Annotated in this window: 20 protein-coding genes and 2 tRNA genes; 3 read left to right on the plus strand and 19 right to left on the minus strand. The window is 71.7% G+C overall.

Annotation, left to right across the window (positions count from 1 at the left end; all coding sequences use genetic code 11):
- Window positions 1-53: 53 nt before the first annotated feature.
- The 3 genes from ACWCWD_RS08585 to lepA all read right to left on the minus strand — a co-directional run bounded on the left by ACWCWD_RS08585 (window position 54) and on the right by lepA (window position 6,568).
- The gene (locus ACWCWD_RS08585) at window positions 54-2,120 is read right to left on the minus strand and encodes a SpoIIE family protein phosphatase (RefSeq protein WP_450771254.1); all 2,067 of its coding nucleotides are present in this window, start codon (window positions 2,118-2,120) and stop codon (window positions 54-56) included.
- 302 nt (window positions 2,121-2,422) lie between these two features.
- Window positions 2,423-4,315, minus strand: a complete 1,893-nt coding sequence (locus ACWCWD_RS08590; RefSeq protein WP_450771255.1) for an AMP-dependent synthetase/ligase — start codon at window positions 4,313-4,315, stop codon at window positions 2,423-2,425.
- A 378-nt stretch (window positions 4,316-4,693) separates the two neighbouring features.
- Window positions 4,694-6,568, minus strand: a complete 1,875-nt coding sequence (lepA, locus tag ACWCWD_RS08595) for a translation elongation factor 4 (protein WP_450771256.1) — start codon at window positions 6,566-6,568, stop codon at window positions 4,694-4,696.
- A gap of 227 nt (window positions 6,569-6,795) precedes the next feature.
- Here lepA and rpsT point away from each other — a divergent pair, with 227 nt between their 5' ends.
- Entirely contained in the window at window positions 6,796-7,062 is a 267-nt protein-coding gene (gene rpsT / locus ACWCWD_RS08600; protein ID WP_327175777.1) for a 30S ribosomal protein S20, read from the plus strand.
- Between the two features lie 313 nt (window positions 7,063-7,375).
- Here the strand turns inward: rpsT and holA are convergent, their stop codons facing one another.
- Window positions 7,376-8,362: a DNA polymerase III subunit delta gene (holA, locus tag ACWCWD_RS08605; protein WP_450771257.1), complete on the minus strand. Its 987-nt coding sequence runs from the start codon at window positions 8,360-8,362 to the stop codon at window positions 7,376-7,378.
- A gap of 166 nt (window positions 8,363-8,528) precedes the next feature.
- On the opposite strand from holA, the gene ACWCWD_RS08610 reads away from it, so the two are divergent.
- The gene (locus tag ACWCWD_RS08610) at window positions 8,529-8,774 is read left to right on the plus strand and encodes a hypothetical protein (RefSeq protein ID WP_450771258.1); all 246 of its coding nucleotides are present in this window, start codon (window positions 8,529-8,531) and stop codon (window positions 8,772-8,774) included.
- Window positions 8,775-8,859: 85 nt separating this feature from the next.
- On the opposite strand, the gene ACWCWD_RS08615 is transcribed toward ACWCWD_RS08610, so the two are convergent.
- The 15 genes from ACWCWD_RS08615 to ACWCWD_RS08685 form a co-directional block, all read right to left on the minus strand.
- On the minus strand, window positions 8,860-9,744 hold the full coding sequence (locus ACWCWD_RS08615; RefSeq protein ID WP_450771259.1) for a YceI family protein: 885 nt from the start codon (window positions 9,742-9,744) through the stop codon (window positions 8,860-8,862).
- 264 nt (window positions 9,745-10,008) lie between these two features.
- On the minus strand, window positions 10,009-12,603 hold the full coding sequence (locus ACWCWD_RS08620) for a ComEC/Rec2 family competence protein (protein ID WP_450771260.1): 2,595 nt from the start codon (window positions 12,601-12,603) through the stop codon (window positions 10,009-10,011).
- Window positions 12,600-13,448, minus strand: a complete 849-nt coding sequence (locus ACWCWD_RS08625; RefSeq protein ID WP_450771261.1) for a helix-hairpin-helix domain-containing protein — start codon at window positions 13,446-13,448, stop codon at window positions 12,600-12,602. The genes ACWCWD_RS08620 and ACWCWD_RS08625 overlap by 4 nt, the downstream gene beginning before the upstream one ends.
- 346 nt (window positions 13,449-13,794) lie before the next feature.
- Window positions 13,795-14,640 carry a DegV family protein gene (locus tag ACWCWD_RS08630; protein ID WP_450771263.1) on the minus strand — a complete coding sequence of 282 codons (846 nt, stop codon included), beginning with the start codon at window positions 14,638-14,640 and terminating at the stop codon, window positions 13,795-13,797.
- A gap of 189 nt (window positions 14,641-14,829) precedes the next feature.
- Window positions 14,830-15,588: a hypothetical protein gene (locus tag ACWCWD_RS08635; RefSeq protein WP_450771264.1), complete on the minus strand. Its 759-nt coding sequence runs from the start codon at window positions 15,586-15,588 to the stop codon at window positions 14,830-14,832.
- 245 nt (window positions 15,589-15,833) lie between these two features.
- Window positions 15,834-18,707 (minus strand): leucine--tRNA ligase, encoded by a 2,874-nt coding sequence (leuS, locus tag ACWCWD_RS08640; RefSeq protein ID WP_450771266.1) that lies wholly within the window; start codon window positions 18,705-18,707, stop codon window positions 15,834-15,836.
- A 448-nt stretch (window positions 18,708-19,155) separates the two neighbouring features.
- Window positions 19,156-19,228: transfer RNA gene (locus ACWCWD_RS08645), tRNA-Ala, on the minus strand.
- 160 nt (window positions 19,229-19,388) lie between these two features.
- Window positions 19,389-19,622, minus strand: a complete 234-nt coding sequence (locus ACWCWD_RS08650; protein ID WP_275494237.1) for a hypothetical protein — start codon at window positions 19,620-19,622, stop codon at window positions 19,389-19,391.
- A 581-nt stretch (window positions 19,623-20,203) separates the two neighbouring features.
- Window positions 20,204-20,276, minus strand: a tRNA-Ala gene (locus ACWCWD_RS08655).
- Window positions 20,277-20,447: 171 nt separating this feature from the next.
- On the minus strand, window positions 20,448-21,101 hold the full coding sequence (locus tag ACWCWD_RS08660) for a histidine phosphatase family protein (protein ID WP_450771474.1): 654 nt from the start codon (window positions 21,099-21,101) through the stop codon (window positions 20,448-20,450).
- Window positions 21,098-21,529 (minus strand): ribosome silencing factor, encoded by a 432-nt coding sequence (rsfS, locus tag ACWCWD_RS08665; RefSeq protein ID WP_450771267.1) that lies wholly within the window; start codon window positions 21,527-21,529, stop codon window positions 21,098-21,100. Before rsfS ends, ACWCWD_RS08660 begins: the two co-directional genes overlap by 4 nt.
- A gap of 265 nt (window positions 21,530-21,794) precedes the next feature.
- Window positions 21,795-23,603, minus strand: a complete 1,809-nt coding sequence (locus tag ACWCWD_RS08670; protein ID WP_450771269.1) for an LCP family protein — start codon at window positions 23,601-23,603, stop codon at window positions 21,795-21,797.
- 22 nt (window positions 23,604-23,625) lie between these two features.
- Window positions 23,626-24,243 carry a nicotinate-nucleotide adenylyltransferase gene (gene nadD, locus ACWCWD_RS08675; protein WP_327175787.1) on the minus strand — a complete coding sequence of 206 codons (618 nt, stop codon included), beginning with the start codon at window positions 24,241-24,243 and terminating at the stop codon, window positions 23,626-23,628.
- 32 nt (window positions 24,244-24,275) lie between these two features.
- On the minus strand, window positions 24,276-24,437 hold the full coding sequence (locus ACWCWD_RS08680; protein ID WP_327175788.1) for a hypothetical protein: 162 nt from the start codon (window positions 24,435-24,437) through the stop codon (window positions 24,276-24,278).
- An 84-nt stretch (window positions 24,438-24,521) separates the two neighbouring features.
- The gene (locus ACWCWD_RS08685) at window positions 24,522-24,674 is read right to left on the minus strand and encodes a hypothetical protein (protein ID WP_327175789.1); all 153 of its coding nucleotides are present in this window, start codon (window positions 24,672-24,674) and stop codon (window positions 24,522-24,524) included.
- Between the two features lie 111 nt (window positions 24,675-24,785).
- Between ACWCWD_RS08685 and ACWCWD_RS08690 the strand changes: the two genes are divergently transcribed.
- Window positions 24,786-25,847 carry a M48 family metallopeptidase gene (locus ACWCWD_RS08690; protein ID WP_450771272.1) on the plus strand — a complete coding sequence of 354 codons (1,062 nt, stop codon included), beginning with the start codon at window positions 24,786-24,788 and terminating at the stop codon, window positions 25,845-25,847.
- Window positions 25,848-25,861: the final 14 nt, after the last annotated feature.

Consider the following 25,861-nt stretch of genomic DNA (forward strand, 5'->3'; position numbering starts at 1 on the left):
GCCCGGGCCCCACCGAGCGGCCGGGCCCGGCAGCGCGGACCGGGCCCGGCCGCTCAGTCGGCGCGCAGCACCAGCAGGGCCACGTCGTCGTCCGGCGGCAGCTCGGAGAAGCCGTGCACGGCCCGGCGGATCTCCTCCGCGACCTGCGACGCGCTCTGCCCGGCGCAGGTCGCGAGGGCCCGGGAGAGGCCGTCGCCGTCGTCGAAGAGCGCGGAGCCGGAGCGCCGCTCGGTGACCCCGTCGGTGACGCAGAGCAGGCTGTCGCCCGGCTCCAGGACGAAGCTCTGGCTCTCGTACGCCACGTCCTCCACCACCCCGAGCAGCACCTGCGGCTCGGCGACCGGGCGCACCGTGCCGTCCGGGCGGAGCAGCAGGGGCAGCGGGTGGCCCGCGCTGGCCACCGTGCAGCGGGCGCCGCCGCCGGGGAGCGGGACGACCTCGCCGTAGAGCAGCGAGAGGAACCGGGACTGCCCGGCGTCCGTCAGCTGCTGCCCGCCCGCCGCCGCGACCATCAGAGCGGCGGCCTCGGCGGCCTCCATGGCGTCGTCGAGCAGCAGCCGGTTGAGCCGGTCCAGCACCTCGCCGACGCCGAAACCCTCGCGGGACAGCAGCCGGAGCCAGGGCCGGGCCAGGCCGGTCACCACGGCGGCCTCCGGGCCGCTGCCCTGGACGTCGCCGAGGACGAAGCACCAGCGGCTCTTCGGGCACGGGAAGATGTCGTAGAAATCACCTCCGACCACGCCGTCGTCACTGGGCTCGTAGACGACGGCGCTGCTCATGCCGGGGATGTCGGCGACCTTGTTGGGCAGCAGCCCGCGCTGGAGGATGCGGCTGATGGTGGCCTGCCGGGTGTAGGCGCGGGCGGCCCCGACCGCCTGGCCGAGGCGGCGTACGAAGTCCTCCACGACCCCGACCACGGCCGCGGGCAGCTCGGCGCCGGAGTCGTGGTCGCGGCCGACGAGCACGGTGCCCAGACCGCGGCCGCCCGCCGTGATGCGGCAGGCGAGGGCGGCCCCGTCGTGGGCGCCCGGCTCCCGGCCGCCCGGCGGCCAGGGCAGCGGCACGGGTCCCGGTCCGGCGCCGCCCGGCAGCCGGAACGGTTCACTCTCCAGTGCACCGCCCAGCGGACCGGCGCCCGGCTCGTCGCCGTGCCGTACGCGGGTGAGGCGGGGCGCGCCCGGGGCGCCGGAACCCTCCTCGTCCAGCCAGATCGCGCACCAGTCGACCAGCCGGGGGACGAGCATCCGGCCCGCTATCGTCGCCACCAGCTCCTCGTCGAGCTGCCCGGTGAGCAGGTCGGACGCCTCCGCGAGGAAGGCGAGCGCACCCTGCCGGTCCCAGACGCTGTCGTCGCGCGCCCCGGGCGGAGCGGCGGCCACCAGATGGTCCGCGGCGGGCTGCGGGGGCACGAAGGCCGGATGGCCGGCGGCCGCCGCGGCGGGGTCCGCGCCCTGCCGGTGCTCGACCGGGGTGTCCGCCCGGGCCGGTGCGCCGACGCCCCAGTCGTCCACGAGGAGCCGGGCCCAGACGGTCTTGTGCCCGGTGCGGTAGGTGATGCCCCAGGCGACGGAGAGCGCGGCGACGAGGTCGAGCCCGCGACCGTATTCGGCCAGACCGTACGGCTCGCCGACGGCGGTTGCCCCGGGGGCGGTGGCGGTGGCCGTGGCGTCGGGGGCGGTGACGGCGGGCGGGGTGGCCGCGCCCGCGCCGGGGAGCGCCTTGGGGGCGGTGACCGGCTCCCCGGTCTCTTCGCCGGTCGCGCGGGCCGGGTGGTGGTCGGTGACCTCCAGGACCAGGGCGGCGGGTTCCTCGCCCGTCGCGTGCTCCAGGCGCACCAGCACGTCGACCACGGTCCCGGCGTGCACCACGGCGTTGGTGACCAGCTCGCTGGCGACGTTCACCAGGTCGTCGGCGAGCCGGTCGCTGAACCCCACGGCGGCGGGCACCCCGAGCCCGGCCCATTCGGCGAGCACGGCACGGACGAACCGACGGGCCCCGGACGGGGACTGCGGTGTCGCGGGCAGACTGGTCGTACTGACGAGCGGGGGTCCGCCCGCCCCGTCCGCGTCGGTGCCACCCGGCCGGTGAATGGTGGCCCGTTGCAGTGGAATTGGCCCCACGGTGCGGCTCCTCCGGATCTCGAAACGCCGCCGACACACGACAGAGTGACAGACCGGCCGTGCACAGGCGCACGGAGTTACCGAACTGGGAGAAGGAATACACGCCAACCCCGCGCGGGTCGCACGCCGGGGCGCACGGCGGGCGCATGACGTAGGCAGCGGGGAGCGCGATCACGGCGCGGCGTACCCGGCCCGGCGCGCCCGCCGGGGGACGCCGGTCGCGGATCGGGTGCGGAGGGAACGCGGGGCGGCACGGCCGTCTGCCGTACCGCCCCGGGGCCCGCGCCGTCCCGCGCCCGCTCTCAGGCCTCGCGCGTCCCCGCGTACATGTCCTCGATCAGCGACTTGTACTCGCGCTCGACGACCGGCCGCTTCAGCTTGAGGCTGGGGGTCAGCTCGCCGTGTTCGATGTCCAGGTCACGCGGGAGCAGGCGGAACTTCTTGATGGTCTGCCACCGCTGAAGTCCCGCGTTGAGCTCGTTGACGTAGCCCTCGATGAGCTCCACGGTCTGCGGGGCGGCCACCACTTCGGCGTACGACTTTCCGTCCAGGCCGTTCTCGGCCGCCCAGCCGAGGATCGCGGGCTCGTCCAGGGCGATGAGCGCGGTGCAGAAGTTCCGGTCCGCGCCGTGCACCAGGATGTTGGAGACGAACGGGCAGACCGCCTTGAACTGGCCCTCGACCTCGGCCGGCGCGACGTACTTGCCGCCCGAGGTCTTGATCAGGTCCTTCTTCCGGTCCGTGATGCTCAGGTACCCGTCGACGGAGAGTTCGCCGATGTCGCCGGTGTGCAGCCAGCCGTCCGACTCCAGCACCTCGGCCGACTTCTCCGGGAGCCGGTGGTAGCCCTCCATGATGCCGGGGCCGCGCAGCAGCACCTCGCCGTCGTCGGCGATGCGGACCTCGGTGCCGGGGAACGGCTTGCCGACGGTGCCGGTGCGGTAGGCCTCGCCGGGGTTGCAGAAGGAGGCTGCGCTGGACTCGGTGAGGCCGTACCCCTCCAGGACGTGCACGCCCGCACCGGCGAAGAAGTAGCCGATGTCGGGGGCGAGGGCGGCGGAGCCGGAGACGCAGGCGCGCAGCCGGCCGCCGAACGCCTCGCGGATCTTCGCGAAGACGAGGGCGTCCGCGGCCCGGTGCTTGGCGCCGAGGGCGAAGGGGACGGAGGCGGTGCCCGTACGGCGGAAGTTGTCCTGCGAGACCTTGGCGTACTCGCGGGCGACGCCCACGGACCACTGGAAGATCTTGTACTTGGCCCCGCCACCGGCGCGGGCCTTGGCCGCGACGCCGTTGTAGACCTTCTCGAAGATGCGCGGGACGGCGGCCATGTAGGTGGGCCGGACCACCGGGAGGTTCTCGATGATCTTGTCGACCCGGCCGTCGACGGCGGTGATGTGGCCGACCTCGATCTGGCCGGAGATCAGCACCTTGCCGAAGACGTGCGCGAGCGGCAGCCAGAGGTACTGGATGTCGTCGCCGCTGATCAGCCCGCTCGCGGGAATGGCCTTGGCCATGTACGACCAGTTGTCGTGCGGCAGCCGCACGCCCTTGGGCCGCCCGGTGGTGCCGGAGGTGTAGATCAGGGTGGCCAGCTGGTCGGCGGTGATGGCCGACACCCGCTCCTCGACGGCCTCCGGGTGCTCCGCCAGGTACGCGGCGCCCCGCGCCTCCAGCTCGGCGAGGGTCAGCAGCCAGCCCTCGGGGTCGCCCTCGGCGGGCTCGGCGGCGGCCGGGTCGATGACGACGACGCGGGTGAGGTCGGGCAGCTCGGCACGGGACTCGCGGGCCTTCGCGACCTGGGCCGCGTCCTCCGCGATCAGCACCCGGCTCTCGGAGTCGGCCAGGATGAAGGCGGACTCCTCGGTGTTGGTGGAGGGGTAGACCGTGGTCGTCGCGGCGCCGGCGCACATCACGCCCAGGTCGGCGAGGATCCACTCGACGCGGGTGGAGGACGCGAGCGCGACCCGCTCCTCGGGCCGCACGCCGAGCGCGATCAGGCCCGCCGCGATGGCGTAGACCCGTTCGGCGGACTCGCCCCAGGTCAGCGACTTCCACTCGTCCGGACCCTCGCCCGTGGACGAGGGCACCGGGTAGCGGTACGCCTCGCCGTCCGGCGTGGCGGCCACCCGCTCGATGAAGAGATTCGCCACGGAGGGCGGTCGGTTGTCGATCAGGGTCTGTGGTGTGTCGCTCACGACGTCCTCCGGGCCTGCGGCATCGCTACGACCGGCCGCTTGGTGATCCTGCTGTGTCTGCTTGCTTCTCGTTCCCGCTCTGCGCGTGATCCTGATCCACCGCGCGTCCTGCTCGTCCCGCTCGCTCGACTGTTCCCGCCCTGTACGACCGGCTCACCACCGGCTGTACGGCCGGTGCGCCACCGGCTTGCTTAACTGGCGAGTAACTAGCCGAGCCGTGATCAGGGTAAAGCGCGCCCGGTTTCCGCGTAAGGGGCCACGGGCGGCCGGTTGATAACGAACGAACCCCTGCCCACCGCGCGGTGCGGAGGAACAGGGGCCCGAACGTGTGACGCCTCGAACACGGAGATACCGCGGCGGTGGAGCCGCGGGGCGGGGCTACTTCTTGCCCTTGCCCTCGGCGCCGGACTCGTCGGTGGACAGGACGGCGATGAACGCGTCCTGCGGCACCTCGACGTTGCCGACCATCTTCATCCGCTTCTTGCCTTCCTTCTGCTTCTCCAGCAGCTTCCGCTTACGGGAGATGTCACCGCCGTAGCACTTGGCGAGGACGTCCTTGCGGATGGCGCGGACGGTCTCACGGGCGATGACCCGGGAGCCGATGGCCGCCTGGATCGGCACCTCGAAGTTCTGCCGGGGGATGAGCTTCTGCAGCTTGGCGACGAGCCGCACGCCGTACGCGTACGCCTTGTCCTTGTGGGTGACCGCGGAGAACGCGTCCACCTTGTCGCCGTGCAGCAGGATGTCGACCTTCACGAGCTGCGCCGACTCCTCGCCGGTGGGCTCGTAGTCGAGCGAGGCGTACCCGCGGGTCTTGGACTTCAACTGGTCGAAGAAGTCGAAGACGATCTCGGCGAGCGGCAGGGTGTAGCGGATCTCCACCCGGTCCTCGGAGAGGTAGTCCATGCCGATCAGGGTGCCGCGCCGGTTCTGGCAGAGCTCCATGATCGCGCCGATGAACTCGCTGGGCGCGAGGACGGTGGCCCGGACGACCGGCTCGTGGACCGAGTCGATCTTGCCCTCGGGGAACTCGCTCGGGTTGGTGACGATGTGCTCGGTGCCGTCCTCCATCGTCACGCGGTACACCACGTTGGGTGCGGTGGCGATGAGGTCGAGGCCGAACTCGCGCTCCAGTCGCTCACGGACCACGTCGAGGTGGAGCAGGCCGAGGAAGCCCACACGGAAACCGAAGCCGAGCGCGGCGGAGGTCTCCGGCTCGTACACCAGGGCCGCGTCGTTGAGCTGGAGCTTGTCCAGGGCCTCGCGCAGGTCCGGGTAGTCCGAGCCGTCCAGCGGGTAGAGCCCCGAGAACACCATCGGCTTCGGGTCCTTGTAACCGCCCAGCGCCTCGGTCGCCCCGTTGTTCAGGGAGGTGATCGTGTCACCGACCTTGGACTGACGGACGTCCTTCACACCGGTGATGAGGTAACCGACCTCACCCACGCCGAGGCCGTCCGACGGGGTCATCTCCGGCGAGGAGACACCGATCTCCAGCAGCTCGTGCGTGGCGCCGGTCGACATCATCCGGATGCGCTCGCGCTTGTTGAGCTGGCCGTCGACCACACGGACGTACGTGACGACGCCCCGGTAGGAGTCGTAGACCGAGTCGAAGATCATCGCGCGGGCGGGGGCGTCCGCGTTGCCCACGGGGGCCGGAACGTCCCGGACCACCCGGTCCAGCAGCGCGTCCACGCCGACACCGGTCTTCGCGGAGACCTTGAGGACGTCCTCCGGCTGGCAGCCGATGAGGTTCGCCAGCTCCTCGGAGAACTTCTCGGGCTGCGCGGCCGGAAGGTCGATCTTGTTCAGCACCGGGACGATGGTGAGGTCGTTCTCCATGGCCAGGTACAGGTTGGCCAGGGTCTGCGCCTCGATGCCCTGGGCAGCGTCGACCAGCAGGACCGTGCCCTCGCAGGCGGCGAGCGAGCGCGACACCTCGTACGTGAAGTCCACGTGACCGGGGGTGTCGATCATGTTGAGGATGTGGGTGCTGCCCTTGCCCTCCGCCGTGGTGGGCGCCCACGGCAGACGGACCGCCTGGGACTTGATGGTGATACCGCGCTCGCGCTCGATGTCCATCCGGTCGAGGTACTGAGCGCGCATCTGCCGCTGGTCGACCACGCCCGTCAGCTGGAGCATCCGGTCGGCAAGGGTCGACTTGCCGTGGTCGATGTGCGCGATGATGCAGAAGTTGCGGATCAGCGCCGGGTCGGTACGGCTCGGCGCAGGCACGTTGGTGGGAGTCGCGGGCACGCAGGGTCCTGATTCTTGAGACGCCGAACGCCGTGTCTCGGGTCGATGTCGGGTCGGTCGGATCTATACGTAGCTTCCATCGTCCCACGCCTGGGCCCGAGCCACGGGTTTGGGCCGGTAGGAGGGTGACTGGTACCGTGGGCAGCTGTGCCTCGTGGCTCCCTGGGTGATACCGCGGAGACGCGCGGCGCACTCAGAAGATCCAACGAACCTGAAAAGGCTCTCTCGTGGCGAACATCAAGTCCCAGATCAAGCGGAACAAGACCAACGAGAAGGCGCGCCTGCGCAACAAGGCCGTCAAGTCGTCGCTCAAGACCGCGATCCGCAAGGCCCGTGAGGCTGCCGTCGCCGGTGACGTCGAGAAGGCCACCACGGCCGCTCGCGACGCTTCCCGCGCGCTCGACAAGGCCGTCTCCAAGGGTGTCATCCACAAGAACGCCGCGGCCAACAAGAAGTCGGCCCTGGCCTCCAAGGTTGCCTCCCTCAGCGCCTGAGCACCCTGATGTGATCGCCGGAACGGACACAGCGGGCCCTCTCTCCCGCTCCTGACCGGCACCCCGTGCCGCACACCGAACCTGCGTTCGCCACGCGGGTGCGGCACACACAGCGTGAACGGAAAGGCCCCGTTCGTCCCCCTCCCCCGGGGCGACGAACGGGGCCTTTCCGCGTGGGTGGGCCTTTTCGCGTGGGTGGCGTGGGCACGCGGCACGGGTACGCGGGCACTCGGCACGGATGCGCGGGCACGGATGCCAAGGAGGCTCCGCCCTCCGGCCCTGACCTCAGCGGCCGGAGTTCAGCAGCCCGGGTTCAGCGGCCGGCGCGGGCGGCGCGCGCCACGGCGACGACCGCCTTCTCCAGGGCGTACTCCGGATCGTCCCCGCCGCCCTTGACGCCCGCGTCGGCGGCGGCCACGGCCAGGGTCGCCGCCGCGATCCCGTCCGGGGTCCAGCCGCGCATCTGCTGGCGCACGCGGTCGATCTTCCACGGCGGCATGCCCAGCTCGCGGGCCAGGTCGGCGGGGCGTCCCCCCCGGGCCGAGGAGAGCTTGCCGATGGCCCGGACGCCCTGGGCGAGGGCGCTGGTGATGAGGACGGGGGCGACCCCCGTCGACAGCGACCAGCGCAGCGCCTCCAGCGCCTCGGCCGCCCGTCCTTCGACCGCCCGGTCTGCGACGGTGAACGAGGACGCCTCGGCGCGGCCCGTGTAGTAGCGCCCGACCACGGCCTCGTCGATGGTGCCCTCGACGTCCGCGACGAGCTGGGAGACGGCGCTCGCCAGCTCCCGGAGGTCGCTGCCGATGGAGTCCACGAGGGACTGGCACGCCTCCGGGGTGGCCGAACGGCCCAGCGCCCGGAACTCCGACCGTACGAAGGTGAGCCGCTCGGCCGGCTTCGTCGTCTTCGGGCAGGCGACCTCACGCGCTCCGGCCTTGCGGGCCGCGTCCAGCAGGCCCTTGCCCTTGGCGCCGCCCGCGTGGAGCAGCACCAGAGTGATCTCCTCGGCCGGGGAGTCGAGGTACGCCTTGACGTCCTTCACGGTGTCGGCGGAGAGATCGTGGGCGTTGCGGACGATCACCACCTTCCGCTCGGCGAAGAGGGACGGGCTGGTCAGCTCGGCGAGCGTGCCGGGCTGCAACTGCTCCGAGGCGAGATCGCGGACGTCCGTATCGGCGTCGGCGGCGCGGGCTGCCGCCACCACCTGCTGCACGGCGCGGTCGAGGAGGAGGTCCTCCTGGCCCACGGCGAGCGTGACAGGGGCGAGCGGGTCGTCGGTGGGATTCCTTCTGGTGGCCATCGCCGTCCAGCATCCCACGCCCCACCGACAGCCCGGTCTGCTGCCGCCCGGGCCGACAGGTGGGGGATCCGGTCCGGCCGGTGCGGGGTCCGGCCTCCGGTCCCCGATCCCAGGTCCCCGATCCCCGCGGTCCGGGGCACGGTGGCACGCGGGCGAGAATGGGTGGGTGAGCGATGTGAGACATGTACTGGTGCTGCCCGACCGCGATGCCGCCCGGGAGGTTGCCGAAGAACTCCCCGACCGCTTCGCCGTCGGCGAGGAACCGCAGTTGCTGAGGGACGCGCTGGCCGGTGAGGACGACGCCGAGGACGCCCAGTGGCTGGTGGTCGTGGAGGACCCGGACGGGCAGCTGGACACCGCCGAGCTCGACGCCTTCGCGGCGGAGTACGAGGGGTGGCTGGAGGCCCCGTAGAGGCCGCTGCGGGAGCGGGGGCGAGAGGGGCGCCGGGCGGGGCAGGGTCCATGGCCCCCGTGAGGCCCGGGCCCTGCCCGGGGGATCAGCTCTTCTGGACGATCTGGATGTCCATCTCGATGGAGATGCTGGAGCCGACGACCGCGATCCCCTTGGCCAGCATCGTCTGCCAGGTGAGGGTGAAGTCTTCGCGGTGCAGCTCGGTGGTGGCCCGGCAGGCGGCCCGCGCCTCGCCCTCCAGCCCGTTACCGAGACCGAGGTACTGGGTCTCCAGCGTCACGGTACGGCTGACGCCGTGCAGGGTGAGCGCCCCGGTGACGGCCCACCGGCTCCCGCCGCGGTGCACGAACCGCTCGCTGTAGAACTCCAGCGTCGGGAAGCGGCCGACGTCCAGGAAGTCGGCCGACCGCAGGTGGTCGTCGCGCATCTGGACATTGGTGTCGATCGACGCGGCGTCGATGATGACGTGCATCGCCGAGTCCTCCATGTGCTCCGCGATGCGGATGGCGCCGGCGAAGGTGTTGAACCTGCCGTGGACGCGCGCCATGCCGATGTGCCGGGCGGTGAAGCCGATCTGGGTGTGGGTCGGCTCGATCTCCCAGTCGCCGGGGGCGGGGAGCTGCGGGGGCTGCGCCAGCTGGAGCCGCACGTCGCCGAGGTTCGCGTGGCCGCTCTCGGTCACCGTGACCGGGCCGTGGAAGGGCGTGAATCCCTCGGAGGTGACGCCCAGTCGGTATTCGCCCGCCGGGACCGCCGCGAGGATCCTCCCGTACGGGTCGGTGTCGCCGCCGAAGACCCTGCGGCCTCCGGCGTCCGTGACGACGAACTCGGCCTGCAGCACCGGCTGGTCGACCGGGTCGAGCACCCGGCAGCTGATCACGCCCGCGGACTGCGGCACGGTGACTCCGGCGAGGGCGCCACCGGAGGCGACACCCGATTGTCCATTGCTGCGAAACCAACGGCCGAACATGCGCACTCCTGGGGGCGATCACCTGGGGCCCCTACAGCTGGACGTCGTTGTCGGAGCAGCGGCCCGCCGACGAAAATGCATTCGATCATTCTTGCCACGTTCGAGGCAAACAGAGCTGCTCGTACGGGGATGCACGGTGCTGTGACGGGCTGTTACCGAACATCCTTATTGACGCCACCTCTCACAGAATGGTCCGTATTGCGGACACCCCACTCCCCTTCCCGGCGCCGGACCCCCGTACCGGCCTCCCCGTACCGGAGCCTCCTACCGACGGCCCACCACCCGCAGCCCCGCCCCCGCGCCGCTCACGGCGATCGCCCCGTCCACATCCGTACGCAGCACCTTCGCGCCGCCCGCCGCCAGTGCGGCCACGGTGCGCGGGGCGGGGTGCCCGTACGGGTTCCCTGCGCCGCAGGAGATCAGCGCGAGCCTGGGCCGCACCCGGCGCATCAGCCCCGGGTCCTGGAAACCCGAGCCGTGGTGCGCCACCTTGAGCACGTCCACTCCGGACAGTTCGGGGTGGGCGCGTATCAGCCCCTGCTGGGCCGGGGGTTCGAGGTCGCCCAGGAGCAGCAGCCGCAGGCCGCCCCGCGCCGTGACCAGCAGGGTGACACTGGAGTCGTTCGGCTCCTCCGGTACGCCCGGAGCCGCAGCCGTCGCCCCGGCGCCCGCCCCGGCCCACAGGACCTGCCAGTCGAGTGCCCCGATACGGCGGTGTTCCCCCGCCGCCACCGGAACAAGCGGTACGCCCGAGTCGGCGGCGGTCCGCCGTACGAACGCGGCCTGCTCCGGCGGCTGTTCGAGGCCGGTCGTCTGGACCGCGCCCACCGTCCTGCCCCGCAGCACGCCGGGCAGGCCGCGCACATGGTCCGCGTGGAAGTGGGTCAGCACCAGCAGTGGCACACGTCGGACGCCCAGCTCCCGCAGGCACCGGTCGACGGGTGCCGGTTCGGGGCCGGCGTCCACGACGACCCCGGTCCCGTCACCGGCCGCGAGCACCATCGCGTCGCCCTGCCCGACGTCGCAGAGGGCGAAGGCCCAGCCCGGCGGAGGCCACCCCGTCACCATGCGGGTCAACGGCACGGGTCTGAACACCGCGAGGACCAGCAGCAGCGCGGCCACCGAGCAGACCCAGGGGTGCCGGCCCAAGCGGCGGGCACCCACCACCACGAGCAGCGTGGCTCCCGCCAGCAGCGCGGCCCCTCCCCAGCCGCCGGGCCAGGCCGCCTCCGCCCCGGGCAGCCCGGCGCCCGTTCTGGCGATACCCGCGATCCACTCGACCGGCCACCCCGCGATCCGGGCCAGCACCTGCGCCGCGGGCATCGACACCGGGGCCGCGGCGAGCACGGCGAACCCGAGGACCGTCGCGGGCGCCACCGCGAACTCGGCGAGCAGGTTGCACGGGATCGCCACCAGGCTCACCCGGGAGGCCAGCACCACGACGACGGGCGCGCAGACGGCTTGCGCAGCCGCCGCCGCGGCCAGCACCTCGGCGAGCCTCGCGGGAACCCCCCTCCGGCACAGGGCTGCTCCCCAGCTCGGCGCGAGCGTGAGCAGCGATCCGGTGGCGAGGACGGAGAGCAGGAAGCCGTAACTCCTGGCCAGCCACGGGTCGTACAGCACCAGCAGCAGAACCGCCGCCGCCAGCGCGGGAATCAGGGCTCTGCGCCGGCCGGTCCCGATGGCGAGGAGCGTGATCACTCCGCACGCCGCCGCCCGCAGCACGCTCGGCTCCGGCCGGCAGACGATCACGAACGCGAGGGCGATCAGGCCACCGATCAGCGCCGTCGTGCGCAAGGTCAGCCCCAGCCGGGGTGCGAGGCCCCGCCGTTCGGCACTCAGGGCAGCACCCGGAGGGCCGATCAGCAAGAAGAGCAGAATGGACAGATTCGCACCGGATACGGATAGCAAGTGCGCGAGATCGGTGGACCGGAAGGCGTCGTGCAGTTCGGTCGGGACGCGTGAGGTGTCGCCGACCACCAGGCCGGGCAGCAGCGCCCGGGCGTCCGGGCCGAGCCCCTCGGTGGCCCGGCGCAGCCCTCCGCGCAACTCCCCCGCCAGGCGCTGCGTGAAGACGGGCCCGGTGACGATCCGTGGCGCGGTGCCCGTCGCCACCCGCAGGGTTGCCGCGCTCCGCTCGCCCTCGCGCGCGGAGGGGACGAGCCGGCCGCCGACCCGCAGACCCGTGGAGGGCAGCAGGCTCCCCCACGCCCGCGTCGCGGCGCCGGGCGACACCATGAGGACGACCGGCGTGCGGAGCCGGTAGGCCTCCCCGACGGCGGGAGCCGCACCGGAGCCGGGAGAAGCCACACCCGATCCGGGACCCGGGCCGGGGCCGGGGAGCGCGAGCCGGGTGACCTCGGCGTCGATCAGCAGCAGGGCCGGCATGCTCCGGCTGCCCCGCACCTGGGCCCGCGTCCGTACCGGATCGGAGGTGACGGTCACCTCCGCCTCCACCTCCGTGTGCGCCCGCGCCAGCTCCGGTACCGGACCTCGGCGGACGTCGGCCACGTGCAGCCCAGCCGAAGCGGCCCCGGCCGCCGCACACAGCAGTACGGCGCAGACCGCGACTTTCCCGGTGGGCCGGCGGCTCCCCTTGCCCCGCGCCATGCGCAGGAGTACCAGGGCCGCAACGAGACAGACGGCGACCCCCACCGCCGTCCAGGCCCCGGGGAGGACGAGGCAGAGCGCGGCGGACACCCAGGCGGCGAGAGCGGGCAGCACCAGCCGCAGATCGGCCGGGCCTTCCTGCCCCGCACCCGAGCCCGCAGCCGTACGCGTGCCCGCACCCTCGCCCCTACTCGTTCCGGAAGCCGCCGGGCACTCCGGGCGGACGGGGGCTCCGGTGTCCCGGATCATGGCCGCACCAGGGGCTGGAGATCGGCGAAGCGCCGGTCACCGATGCCCGTGACCTGCCGCAGTTCGTCGACGGAGCCGTATCCCCCGTGCTCGGTGCGGTAGTCGACGATGTGCTGGGCCAGGACCGGCCCGACCCCCGGCAGTGTCTCCAGCTGCTCGGCGGTGGCGGAGCCGAGGCTCAGGGGCCCGGTCTGCGCCGCCCCTCCGCCGCCCGCGCCCGGTCCGCCCACCGCCCCCGGGGGCGGTGGGGCCATGGGGATCCCGACCACCACCTGCTCGCCGTCGTTGAGGATCCGGGCGCGGTTGAGGCCGGTGATGTCCGTCCCCGCGAGTACGCCCCCGGCGGCCTGCAGCGCGTCGGCGACTCTCGATCCGGCCCTCAGATGCTGGACGCCCGGCCGCCGCACCTTGCCGTTCACGTCGACCACGATCCGGTCGGCGGCCACGGCGTCGGGAGCAACGGCGGCGGACGGCCGTGGCGGTGACGACGGGGACGCCGACAGCGAGAGCCCCCCCACGATCTCCGTACGCGGCAGGGCGGACACCTCGGCCGCAGCCCGCACCGCTTCGGGGACGCGTACGGGCTCCGGCCCGGCGGTCCAGAAGTGCACCCCGGCCAGGACCGCGAGGCCGGCCAGAACCACGCCCAGGGCGGCCGTCGCCTTCGGTTCGAGGGCGCACCGGAGCTGGAACCAGAGAGGTAACCGCTCCCGCAGAGCGGCACGAGCCACGGCCCCGGTGGCTTCCTCCCCCACCGGCACCCCTACCGACACCCCCGCCGGCTCGGCCACCGGCCCCGCCTCCGCCTCGCCCAGCAACGCGTCGGCCCGGCGGCGCCCCGCCACCGCCGCCTCTTCCTCCGGCCGCCCCCTCGCACGCCGCCCGGGGCGAACACCGGAGACGGCACCACGAACAGTCCCGGGTCCGGACGCGACGTCAGCGGGCTGCGGGTACCGGGAGTCGGGAAGTGCGGGAAGACCGGAGAGGTCGGGGAGGCCGGGGACGGGAGCGGACGAGAACGGACGCGGATGAGCTGATCGAAGAGCCATGCCTCAGGACGTTAGGCACTTCCGAGCAAACCCGCTGAGCAGCCCTGATTTCCGTGGACAACCGCCCAGTTGTGGATAACTCCGCCACCCGAAGGAGGGAAACCGGCCCGAAAACACCGGGCCGGGATCACCGCCCCCGAAGTCACCGCTCCGAGATCACCGCGCCGAGCAGCCCCGGCCCCGTGTGCGCGCCGATCACCGCACCGACCTCGCTGACGTGCAGGTCCACCAGCCCGGGCACCCGCTCCCGCAGGCGTTCCGCGAGCCGCTCGGCCCGTTCCGGAGCCGCGAGGTGGTGCACCGCGATGTCGACGGCGCCCGTACCTGCCCGGTCGGCGACGATCTCCTCCAGCCGGGCGATGGCCCGGGAGGCCGTCCGTACCTTCTCCAGCAGCTCGATGCGCCCGCCGTCGAGCTGGAGCAACGGCTTCACGGCCAGCGCGGACCCGAACAGCGCCTGGGCCGCCCCGATCCGGCCGCCCCGGCGAAGGTAGTCGAGGGTGTCCACGTAGAAGTAGGCGGAGGTCACACGTGCCCGCCGCTCCGCCGCCAGTACCGCGTCGTCAAGTCCGCCGCCCGCCTCGGTGGCCTCGGCCGCCGCCAGCGCGCAGAATCCGAGGGCCATCGCGACCATCCCGGTGTCCACCACCCGCACCGGCACCGGGGCTTCCTTCGCGGCGAGCAGCGCGGCGTCGTACGTTCCCGAGAACTCCGCGGACAGGTGCAGCGAGACGACACCGGTCGCACCCGCTTCGGCCGCCGCCCGGTAGGTCTCGGCGAAGACCTCCGGGCTGGGGCGGGACGTGGTCACCGAACGGCGCTTCTGGAGAGCCACCGCGAGCGAACGGGACGAGATCTCCGTGCCCTCCTCCAACGCCTGGTCGCCGAGGACGACGGTCAGCGGCACCGCTGTGATGCCGTGCCGCTCCATCGTCCGGGGAGGCAAGTAGGCCGTTGAATCGGTAACGATCGCGACATGGCGGGACATGAGCCGGAGATTACCTTCCGGTGGAGTGGCGCTGCAGCCCGACCCCGGGCCGCTGATCCTTTACGGATGGTGCGGGAGGCATCTTGCCATCTACGGCGCCGCCGCCCGGGGCCACCACCCACCACGCCGCACCACGCGCGGAGGCGTCCCGCTCGAAGCCCCGACGCTCCACGCCCGACGCCCCGACGCTCAGTTCGTCGTCTCCGGCCGGGCCGACTTCTGCCACGGCGGCCTGATCCGCGCGGCGGGACCTGACTCCGGCAGCTCGCGCGCGGTCTCCCGCCCCGCCCCCGGCGCGGCCGCCCCGAACCCCTGGGGCGCGCCGGAACCACGGGACGCACCGGAGCTCCTGTTCTCCCCGGAACCGTGCGGCGTCCGGGGAGCCGTAGCCGTCGGCTCCTCGCCCGTCGTCCAGTGCCGCAGCGCCCCGGCCTCCACGTCGATCTGCGCGTTGAGGGCGTCCAAGTCGTCGTCGGCGAACCGCCTGGCACGGTCACGGGCCGCCCAGCGGAGCGAGTCGGCGGACTTCGTGATGCGCTCGGTGCGCTCCCGGAGTCCGGGCATCAGTGTCGCCACCGTGGCGCGGTCGGGCTCCCGCTCCAGCCGCCTCAGCTCGTCGTCCAGCTCCCGGCCGTGCGCGCTGAGCCGCTGGAAGAGCCCCAGGGACTCCGAGAGCGAGGCGTCCTCGGCGGCCCCGGCCCCCAGCGTCTCCTGGGTCGCGCGCATCGCGGTGCGCAGGGAGAGCCGCAGCTGCGCCAGCTCGCCGGTGACCCCGGGCTGGCCGTAACTCTTCGCCCGCAGGGTGGTCTCCTCGACCGTCCGCCGGGCCTGGGTGAGTGTCCGGTCGACGCCCCGCTTGGCGGCCTTGACGGCCTTCACCCCGGCGTACACGCCGAGGGCCACGAACGCGACGAAGAGCAGCGTCAGGATCAAGAGCAAGGTCTCCATGAGCGCCCCTCGGCAGTCGGCGATCGGGTCGGGATGCGGATCGGAAAGCTTGTAACGGTGCTCCGGCGGCCACCCGGTGACGGCCACCCTCTCCACCGTAAACGCAACGGGCAGGCCGAGGGTTCCGTCGGAACCCCCAACCTGCCCGTAGGGGAAAGCCCTGGCAGCCGTGCCCGGTGGCCCGGGGCCCCGGGAGGCGCCTCGTGGCTGCCTACCCAGGTCCCCGGGGCCTCACGCGGAAACGGTCACGCGGGGACGATGTTGACCAGCTTCGGAGCCCGCACGATCACCTTGCGGATCTCGGCCCCGCCCAGGGCGGCGACGACGGCTTCGTCGGCCAGGGCCAGCGACTCCAGCTCCGCGTCCGTGATGGACGGGGAGACCTCCAGGCGGGCCCTGACCTTGCCCTTGACCTGGACGACGCAGGTGACGGTCTCGTCCACCACGTACGCCGGGTCGGCCACCGGGAAGTCCTGGTGCACGACCGACTCGGTGTGGCCCAGCCGGCGCCACAGCTCCTCGGCGACGTGCGGGGCGAGCGGGGCCACCAGCAGGACCAGGCTCTCGGCCACCGGGCGGGACAGCGGGCCGCCCGCCTTGGTCAGGTGGTTGTTCAGCTCGGTCACCTTGGCGATGGCCGTGTTGAACCGCATTCCGGCCATGTCCTGGGCGACGCCGTCGATCGCCTTGTGCAGCGCGCGCAGCGTGTCCTCGCCGGGCTCCGCGTCCACGACGGTGACCTCGCCGGTCTCCTCGTCGACGACATTGCGCCACAGCCGCTGCAGCAGGCGGTACTGGCCGACCACGGCGCGGGTGTCCCACGGGCGCGACACGTCCAGCGGGCCCATCGCCATCTCGTACAGGCGCAGGGTGTCCGCGCCGAACTCGGCGCAGATCTCGTCCGGGGTGACGGCGTTCTTCAGGGACTTGCCCATCTTGCCCAGGACGCGGCTGACCTTCTCGCCCTGGAAGAAGAACTGTCCGTCCCGCTCCTCGACCTCGGCGGCCGGCACCGGGATGCCCCGGGCGTCGCGGTAGACGAACGCCTGGATCATGCCCTGGTTGTACAGCTTGTGGAACGGCTCGGCGGACGAGACGTGGCCCAGGTCGTGCAGCACCTTGGACCAGAAACGCGCGTACAGCAGGTGCAGCACCGCGTGCTCGGCACCGCCGACGTACAGGTCGACGCCGCCGGTCGGCTGTCCCTCGCGCGGGCCCATCCAGTACTGCTCGATCGCCGGGTCGACCAGCTTCTGCTCGTTGTTCGGGTCCAGGTAGCGCAGCTCGTACCAGCAGGAACCGGCCCAGTTCGGCATGGTGTTGGTCTCGCGGCGGTACTTGCGCGGGCCGTTGCCGTCGCCCAGGTCCAGGGTGACGTTGACCCAGTCGGCGTTCCGCGACAGCGGGGGCTCCGGCTTGGTGTCCGCGTCGTCCGGGTCGAAGGTGCGCGGCGAGTAGTCCTCGACCTCCGGCAGCTCCAGGGGCAGCATCGACTCGGGCAGCGGGTGGGCGATGCCGTCCTCGTCGTAGACGATCGGGAAGGGCTCGCCCCAGTAGCGCTGGCGGCTGAACAGCCAGTCGCGCAGCCGGAAGTTCACGGTGCCCTCACCGACGCCGTGCTCGCGCAGCCACTCGGTGATCTTCGCCTTGGCGTCCACGACGCCCAGGCCGTCGAGCGAGATCTCGTCGTTGGACGAGTTGACCAGCTTCGCCTCGTACGAGGAGAAGGCGTCCTCCCACGTGGCGGGGTCGGTGCCGCGATCGTCCGACGGCTCGACGACGCAGCGCATCGGCAGCTCGAAGGCGCGGGCGAACGCGAAGTCGCGGGTGTCGTGCGCCGGGACGGCCATGATCGCGCCGGTTCCGTAGCCCATCAGGACGTAGTCGGCGATGAAGACGGGGACCTTGTCGCCGCTGACCGGGTTGGTCGCGTACGCGCCGGTGAAGACGCCGGTCTTGTCCTTGGCCTCGGCCTGGCGCTCGACGTCCGACTTGGCCGCGGCCTGCTTGCGGTAGGCGGTGACGGCCTCGGCGGGCGTGGCGTGGCCGCCGGTCCAGACCGGGTGGGTGCCCTCGGGCCAGGCGGCCGGGATGATCCGCTCGACCAGCTCGTGCTCGGGCGCCAGCACCATGTAGGTGGCGCCGAACAGGGTGTCCTGGCGGGTGGTGAAGACGGTGATCGCACCGGCGCCGTCGACGGGGAAGTCGACGCGCGCGCCCTCGGAACGGCCGATCCAGTTGCGCTGCTGCAGCTTGATGGCTTCCGGCCAGTCCAGACCGTCCAGGTCGTCCAGCAGACGGTCGGCGTAGGCGGTGATGCGCATGTTCCACTGGCGCAGCTTGGCCTTGAAGACCGGGAAGTTCCCGCGCTCGGAGCGACCGTCGGCGGTCACCTCCTCGTTGGCGAGGACGGTGCCCAGGCCCGGCGACCAGTTGACCGGGGCGTCGGAGGCGTACGCCAGGCGGTACTCGCTCAGCAGGTCGGCGCGCTCGACGGCGGACAGGTCCTGCCAGGAACGGCCGTCCGGCGTGGACCGCTCACCGCTCTCGAACTGGGCGACCAGCTCGGCGATCGGGCGGGCCTTGTCGGCGTCGGTGTCGTACCAGGAGTTGAAGATCTGCAGGAAGATCCACTGGGTCCACTTGTAGTAGTCCGCGTCGATCGTGGCGAAGGAGCGGCGCTTGTCGTGGCCCAGGCCCAGCCGGCGCAGCTGGGCCCGCATGTTCTCCATGTTCGCTTCGGTGGAGATCCGCGGGTGCGTGCCGGTCTGCACGGCGTACTGCTCGGCGGGCAGGCCGAAGGCGTCGAAGCCCAGGGTGTGCAGGACGTTGTGGCCGGACATCCGCTGGTGGCGGGCGTACACGTCGGTGGCGATGTAACCCAGCGGGTGGCCGACGTGCAGACCCGCGCCCGAGGGGTACGGGAACATGTCCATGATGAACTTCTTGGGCTTGGCGGCCAGCTCCGGGTCGCCCGCCAGGTCGCCGGTCGGGTTGGGCGCCTCGTAGGTGCCCTCGGCGTCCCAGAAGTCCTGCCAGCGTGCCTCGATGTCGGCGGCCATCGCCGCCGTGTAGCGGTGCGGCGCAGCCGTCTCGGCTGCGGAATTCGTCTCGCTCATGATCCTCAAAGCTCCATCGATCGTCATCTGCCGGCGCCCACGTCGAAGGACGCGCGTCTACGGAAACGAAAAATCCCCTCGCACAGGAGGGGACGCCGCGCCGAGTCCGACCAGGCGTTCTCACCGGTCGGTAGTGATCAGCGCGGCTCGCTAAGCAGAAGGCGTACGGCACGCATGGCGTCAGGGTACCGCACAGGGCCGGAGCCTCACCGGGAGCGGCCACCTGCTGGACGGCCGGGGGACGGCCGGGGGACGGCCTGCAGGTGAGGCGACCACAGGAAGCACGGGCGGGGGCGCGAGGTCCGGCGACGAGGGCCGACGACGAGGTACGGCAACGCGGTCCGGCGACGAAGCCCGATCGGCCCGGCGTAGCCCGCGAGAGGCAACGGGAAACATCTGACAACGAAAAGGCGGGCCATCCGATTCGGATGGCCCGCCTTCTTCACTGTGGAGCTAAGGAGAATTGAACTCCTGACCTCCTGCATGCCATGCAGGCGCTCTACCAACTGAGCTATAGCCCCTTGTTTCGCTTGCCGTTCCGGTTTCCCTTGGCGACATCGAGAACATTACACGGCCTCCCCGGTACTCCCCAAATCCATTCCGGCTCGGTCCGCTATGCCCGATTTGCACCGGCCTTGCGCCCCCGCCGCACCTCCGTGGACCCGATCGCCGACGCCGCCGTCAGGCCGTGGCGAAGGAGTAGAACCTCTTGAGGGTGCAGTGCTCCTCCAGGAGCCGCCCGTAGATGGGCTCCCCCTCGAGCTCGCGGTACGTCTCGATGGGGTCGCCTTTTATGATCAGCGCCCGTGCGCACTCTTCGCACCAGTACTGGTAGTCCGCGTTGATCGGATCCATGTCCCTGACGATGGGCGTACCGCTGCCACACCAGTCGCATTTCCGCCTGTGCGCACCCATGCAGTCAGCTCCAGCTGTGGCCGCTGGCCGTGCGCGCGCACCTGACCCCGCCGCCCTCCGGTGTCTGGACCACCTGGGAGAAGCTGCGGGACGGGCCGCCGGGACCGGACCTGTGTTCGGGAATCACGGTAACTACGGGACGGGCGGGCGGAGCTGGGGCATCGGACGCACAAGGCTGACCGGGGACCCGCACGCGGCTCGCAGGCATCGTGCTCCCTCCCGATCGGTCCGTCGCCCCCTCCGGCGCTCCGATTCTGCCATGACACCGCAAGAGGGGAAGCCCGTCGAACCGGGCCCGAAGGGCTGCTGACGCCACGTCAGCCCGAGCGCCCGGCCGCACGGCGGACGAAGACGCAGGCGACCGCCGCCCACGGACCGGTACGGAAGGAGCGGCGACCGGTACCCGGACGAACGGCAGCGGGACGGATGCGGGACGGCGCGGCAGTCGGCACGACAGCTCGGCACGACGCCGGGACGCCCCGACAGAACCGGGCCGGCACACGAGGAAGACGCAGAACCGGCACACGCAGAACCGGCACACGCAGAAGATCCCGCCCCCAAGGGGACGGGATCTTCATCTGTGGAGCTAAGGAGAATTGAACTCCTGACCTCCTGCATGCCATGCAGGCGCTCTACCAACTGAGCTATAGCCCCGCTGTTCGCTGTCCTTCTCCGCGTCCTCACCGTTTCGGTGTTTTCCGCGCTGCGAACAAGAAGAACTCTAGCCTGTGACCAGCCAGAAAGTGAAATCCGGCCGGTGCCGCCCTCCCGGAGGTGCCGGTGCCGCCCTCCCGGAGGCGCACTCCGGGGTGGTCGGGCGGCCCCTCAGGTGTCGTCGCCGAGCACCGGTTCGGGCAGGGTTCCGGCGTTGTGCTCCAGCAGGCGCCAGCCGCGCGCGCCCTCGCCCAGCACCGACCAGCAGCAGTTGCTGAGTCCACCGAGGCCCTCCCAGTGGTGGGCCTCCAGTCCGAGCAGCCGGCCGATCGTCGTACGGATGGTGCCGCCGTGGCTGACCACGACGAGGGTGCCGCCGTCCGGCAGCCGGTCGGCGTGATCCAGGACGACCGGAGCGGCCCGGTCGGCCACCTCGGTCTCCAGTTCGCCGCCACCCCGGCGTACCGGCTCGCCGCGCTTCCACGCGGCGTACTGCTCGCCGTACCGGCCGATGATCTCCTCGTGCGTGAGCCCCTGCCACTCGCCGGCGTAGGTCTCGCGCAGTCCGGTGTCGTGGGTCACCGTGAGGCCCGTCACGGCGGACAGCTCGGCGGCCGTGGCCGCCGCGCGCCGCAGATCGGAGGCGACGACGGCGTCGGGCTTCAGGGACGCCAGGAGGCGGGCCGCCCGGCGGGCCTGCGCGACTCCGGTGCCGGTCAGCTCGATGTCGGTGGTGCCCTGGAAGCGCCGCTCCAGGTTCCACGCCGTCTGACCGTGCCGCCAGAGGACTACTCGGCGGCCCCGGCCGCTGCCGCTGCCGTTCAGCTCGCGTCACCTTCCGTGGTGCCGTTGAGCCGGGCGTGCTCCTCGGCCTTGCCCCGGGTCTTCAGCGCGTCCTCGGGGAGCGCGATCTCGGGGCAGTCCTTCCACAGGCGCTCCAGCGCGTAGAAGACGCGCTCCTCGCTGTGCTGGACGTGGATGACGATGTCGACGTAGTCGAGCAGGATCCAGCGGGCGTCGCGGTCGCCCTCGCGGCGCACCGGCTTGGCGCCGAGCTCCTTCTGGAGCCGCTCCTCGATCTCGTCGACGATCGACTTGACCTGGCGGTCGTTGGGGGCCGAGGCCAGCAGGAAGGCGTCGGTGATCGACAGGACGTCACTGACGTCGTAGGCGATGATGTCGTGCGCGAGCCGGTCGGCCGCTGCCTGGGCGGCGGCGGTGATGAGCTCGATGGAGCGGTCCGTGGCGGTCACATGCAGGCTTTCGTCGGCGGTCGGGGCAGTCCCTGGAAGCTGTTCCGTCGTCCCTGGCGGAGCGGCACGCGGACGGAGCGGCGGGGTTCCGTCGCTGTCGTCGCGTGCCCGCCAGAAATCGCGGGACTGTTCTTTAGGGTCTCACGGACCGCCGACAGCGCCGACTGGGAATTCCCCCGGTACGCCGCAGGGGCCCCCGCGCCGGCTCGGCGCGAGGGCCCCTGCGGGCCGGTCGACGGGTTCGGGTCCCGGGGCGCGGTCGGGGTCAGGGCTTCTGGAACACGTAGTCCTGGCCGAGCACCACGGAGACGTCCGCGTTCGCGGCGGCCTCCCCCTTGGTCACGACGGTCTCGGGCAGGCCGAGCGTCTTCGCCACCTCCACCGCCTTGGCCTTGTCGTCGGCCGTTCCGTAGACGACCTGCGAGGTGGACCTGGTGTCCGTCTTCCCTGCGTCGACGAAGGAGTAGCCGCCGTTCACCAGCACCACCCGCGCCGCGTCGAGGGCGTCCGTGTCCCCGTAGGCGTTCTTCACGCCGACCCGGACCGCGGCGTCCTTGTCCGGGGCCCGTACCGCTCCGCCCAGGACGTCCTTCACCACGCTCTTGGTCGCCGCGTCGCTCAGGGTGCCGTCGTCCTGCACCGGCAGGACCTCGGTGGTGTAGTCCCCGACCTTGGCGTGGCCGGCGAGCTTGGCGAGCGAGGCGCCGAGGTCGGCCTCGGGGAGCGACGGGTCGAGGATCTGGGCGAGCGTCTGCACGGTGATCGTCGCCGCCTTGGGGTCCTCGGACATCTTGCGCAGCACCCCGCGCAGTACCTGCCCGAACCGCGCCAGCTGCTTCGCCTCCGGCTCCCCCTTGGCCTGGTACGTGGCGTACGCCACGGCCATCGTGCCGCTCAGGGTCTGCGCCTCGCCCTTGTGGACCAGGGGCGCGGCGCCCTTCTTGGTGTCGGGGACGTCGGTGTCGGTGTCGACCTCGATGTTGCCGACCAGCTCGACGAGGTTCTCCAGGTACGGAGTGTCCAGGCGCCAGGTGCCGCTGATCTTCGTACCGAGGAGGGTGTCGATCGCCTCGCGGGTACCGGTGCTGCCGTCGTCCTCCACCGACTCGCCGAGCGTGGTGGTGGTGCCGTCGTCGTTGGCGACCGCGAGGGAGTTGGGCAGCAGGACGGTGGCGCCCTTCTTGGTCGTGACGTTGTCCACCAGCAGCGCCGTGGACGTGCCGCCGCCCTTGGTGTTGTGCAGGTGCACGACGATGACGTCGCGCTGCTGCGGGCCGCCGGCGGTGGCGGCCTTGCCGTCCTCGGCGGCGGAACCGGGAAGCTTGCCGGCCGACCAGAGGTAGCCCACCCCGGCGACGACGACGAGCGCCACGACGACGATCAGCCCGATCAGCCGGTTGCGGCCCTTGCGCCGGGCCTCCTCACGCCGTTCGCTGCGGCTCTCGGTGAACGCCAGCCAGTCGATGACGTCCTCGGAGTCCTCGTCCGGCTCCTCGATGAACGAGAACTGCCCGGTGCGGTAGTCCTGGGAGGAACGGCGCTGCTCCGGAACCCCGGGCTCCTGGAATCCGGCCCCCTGGGCCCCGGGCTCCGGCTGGGGCGCGCGCGTCGGGGCGGCGGCGGGCTGGGGTGCGGCTTGGGGTGCGGCCTGCGGCGGGGCCGTCGTGTTCTGCTGCGGGACGTTCCACTGCTGGGCCGTCGCGTCGACCACCACGGGCTGCTGCCCGGTGTCGTAGCCGTAGCCGCCGCCGTATCCGTACCCCTGCTCGCCCTGCGGCGGCTGCTGCGGCTGCTGCGGCTGGCCGGTGTACGGATCGTAGAGCTGCTGCGGCTGCTGCTGGGCGTACGGGTCGTAGCCGTAGCCCGCCTGCCCGCCCTGCTGCTGGCCCGTCTGCCCGCCCTGCTGCTGACTCTGCGTCGGCTGCCCGTAGGCGTACGGGTCCTGCGGGGAGGTGTACGGGTCGTAGCCCTGCTGTTCGGGCTGCTGCTGGTACACCGGCTGCCCGTACGCGTCGTAGCCGATGATCTGCGGCTGTTGTCCGTACGGGTCGTACGGGTTCTGTCGGTCGTTCACCACCGGTGCCCCTCTCCGTGGCTCATTCGCCTCGGTACAGCTGGCGTTTGTCGATGTAACGGACCACACCGTCGGGCACCAGATACCAGACCGGATCGCCCTGCGCGACCCTCCACCGGCAGTCCGTCGACGAGATGGCCAGGGCGGGGACCTCCACCAGGGAGACACCGCCGGCGGGCAGTCCCGCGTCGGTGAGCACGTGGCCCGGCCGGGTCACACCGATGAAATGGGAGAGCGAGAAGAGTTCCTCGGCGTTTCGCCAGGTGAGGATCTGGGACAACGCGTCGGCGCCGGTGATGAAGAAGAGGTCCGCGTCCCCGTGGGTCTCCCGCAGGTCCCGCAGGGTGTCGATCGTGTACGTCGGTCCCCCGCGGTCGATGTCGCTGCGGCTCACCGAGAACTGCGGGTTCGACGCCGTGGCGATGACCGTCATCAGGTAGCGGTCCTCGGCCGGCGAGACCTCTTTGTGGCTCTTCTGCCACGGCTGCCCGGTCGGCACGAACACGACCTCGTCCAGGTGGAACTGGGCGGCCACTTCACTGGCCGCCACCAGGTGTCCATGATGGATCGGGTCGAACGTCCCGCCCATGACGCCGATTCGGCGCTTGCCGCGGCCGGTAGGCACTTCCTGCTCTCCCATGCGTGCAGACCCTACTGGCACGGCGTCACCGCTCAGCGGTCGCGGTTGAAACGGGTGGTGACGAAGAGCAGGAGCAGCAGGGCGATGAAGGCGCCGCCGCCGGTCACGTACGGGTTGAGGCTTTCGTGGTTGCCGCCTTCGCCGCCCTCGGAGGCGAGAAGGACCAGCTGGTGGGCGGTGCTCGTGAGGCTCATCTTCGGCAGGACCTATCGATCGGGAGTCGGAAGGAAGACGTCGGGCACATCGTATGCGGGTCCGTCGGGCACGCTCACGGCGACTCAGTCGTTGGAGTCGTTGTTGCGGTAGCCACGCAGCAGCAGCCAGGCCATCAGGGCCGCTCCGACGAGCGAGACGAGCAGCACGATGCGGACCGTGTTGCCCGGTCCCTGGTCGTCCGCGGCAGCGGCAAGCAGTGCGACGGTGTGCGGCATTCCGGGTGCTCCTCTTGGTTGTCCACAGCCCCCCGCACACCGTAGCGCCAGCACCTAGGCTGACCGGTGTCAGGGGGACGGGCGGCGTCCCGCAGCGACCAGGGGGATCAGATGACCGGCGACACCCGTACGAACGAACCCAGCAGGCGGCGCAGGCGGTTCCCGGGAATCTCCTCCCGGGCGTACGAGCACCCGACGGACCGCTCGGCACTGGTGGCGCTGCGCAAACTGTCCGGGTTCGACACTGTTTTCAAGGCACTCAGCGGCCTGCTGCCCGAGCGGAGCCTGCGGCTTCTCTACCTCTCCGACTCGGTGCGGGTGGGCGAGGAGCAGTTCACCCATCTGCACACCATGCTGCGTGACGCCTGCTACATCCTGGACCTGGAGAAGGTTCCGGCGATGTACGTCACGCAGAACCCCCAGCCCAACGCGATGTGCATCGGACTCGACGAGCCGATCATCGTGGTCACCACCGGTCTGGTGGAGCTGCTGGACGAGGAGGAGATGCGGGCCGTCGTGGGCCACGAGGTGGGGCACGCCCTCTCCGGCCACTCCGTCTACCGCACGGTGCTGCTCTTCCTGACGGGCCTCGCGGTGAAGGTGGCCTGGATACCGCTGGGCAATGTCGCGGTGCTGGCCATCGTGACGGCGCTGCGCGAGTGGTTCCGCAAGTCGGAGCTCTCGGCCGACCGGGCCGGGCTGCTGGTGGGCCAGGACCTCCGGGCCTCCATGCGCGGCCTGATGAAGATAGCCGGCGGCAATCACCTCCATGAGATGAACGTCGACGCGTTCCTCGCCCAGGCCGAGGAGTACGAGAAGGCGGGCGATCTGCGCGACTCCGTGCTGAAGATCCTCAATGTGCTGCCCCGTTCCCATCCCTTCACCACCGTGCGGGCGGCCGAGCTGAAGAGCTGGGCGGAGACCCGGGACTACCAGCGCATCATGGACGGCCACTACCCGCGCCGCGAGGAGGACAAGGACACCTCGGTGACGGACTCCTTCCGCGAGTCCGCCGCGCACTACGCCGACACGGTCCGCACCAGCAAGGACCCGCTGATGAAGCTCGTCGGCGACGTCGCGGGCGGTGCCGGGGACCTGGGCGGCAAGCTCCGGGACCGGTTCACCGGCGGCGCCCGCGGCGGCGCACCGGACCCGGCCGCAGGTCCGGAGTAGGCCGCCCAGGTCCC

Source organism: Streptomyces sp. NPDC001493 (genome assembly GCF_053597235.1).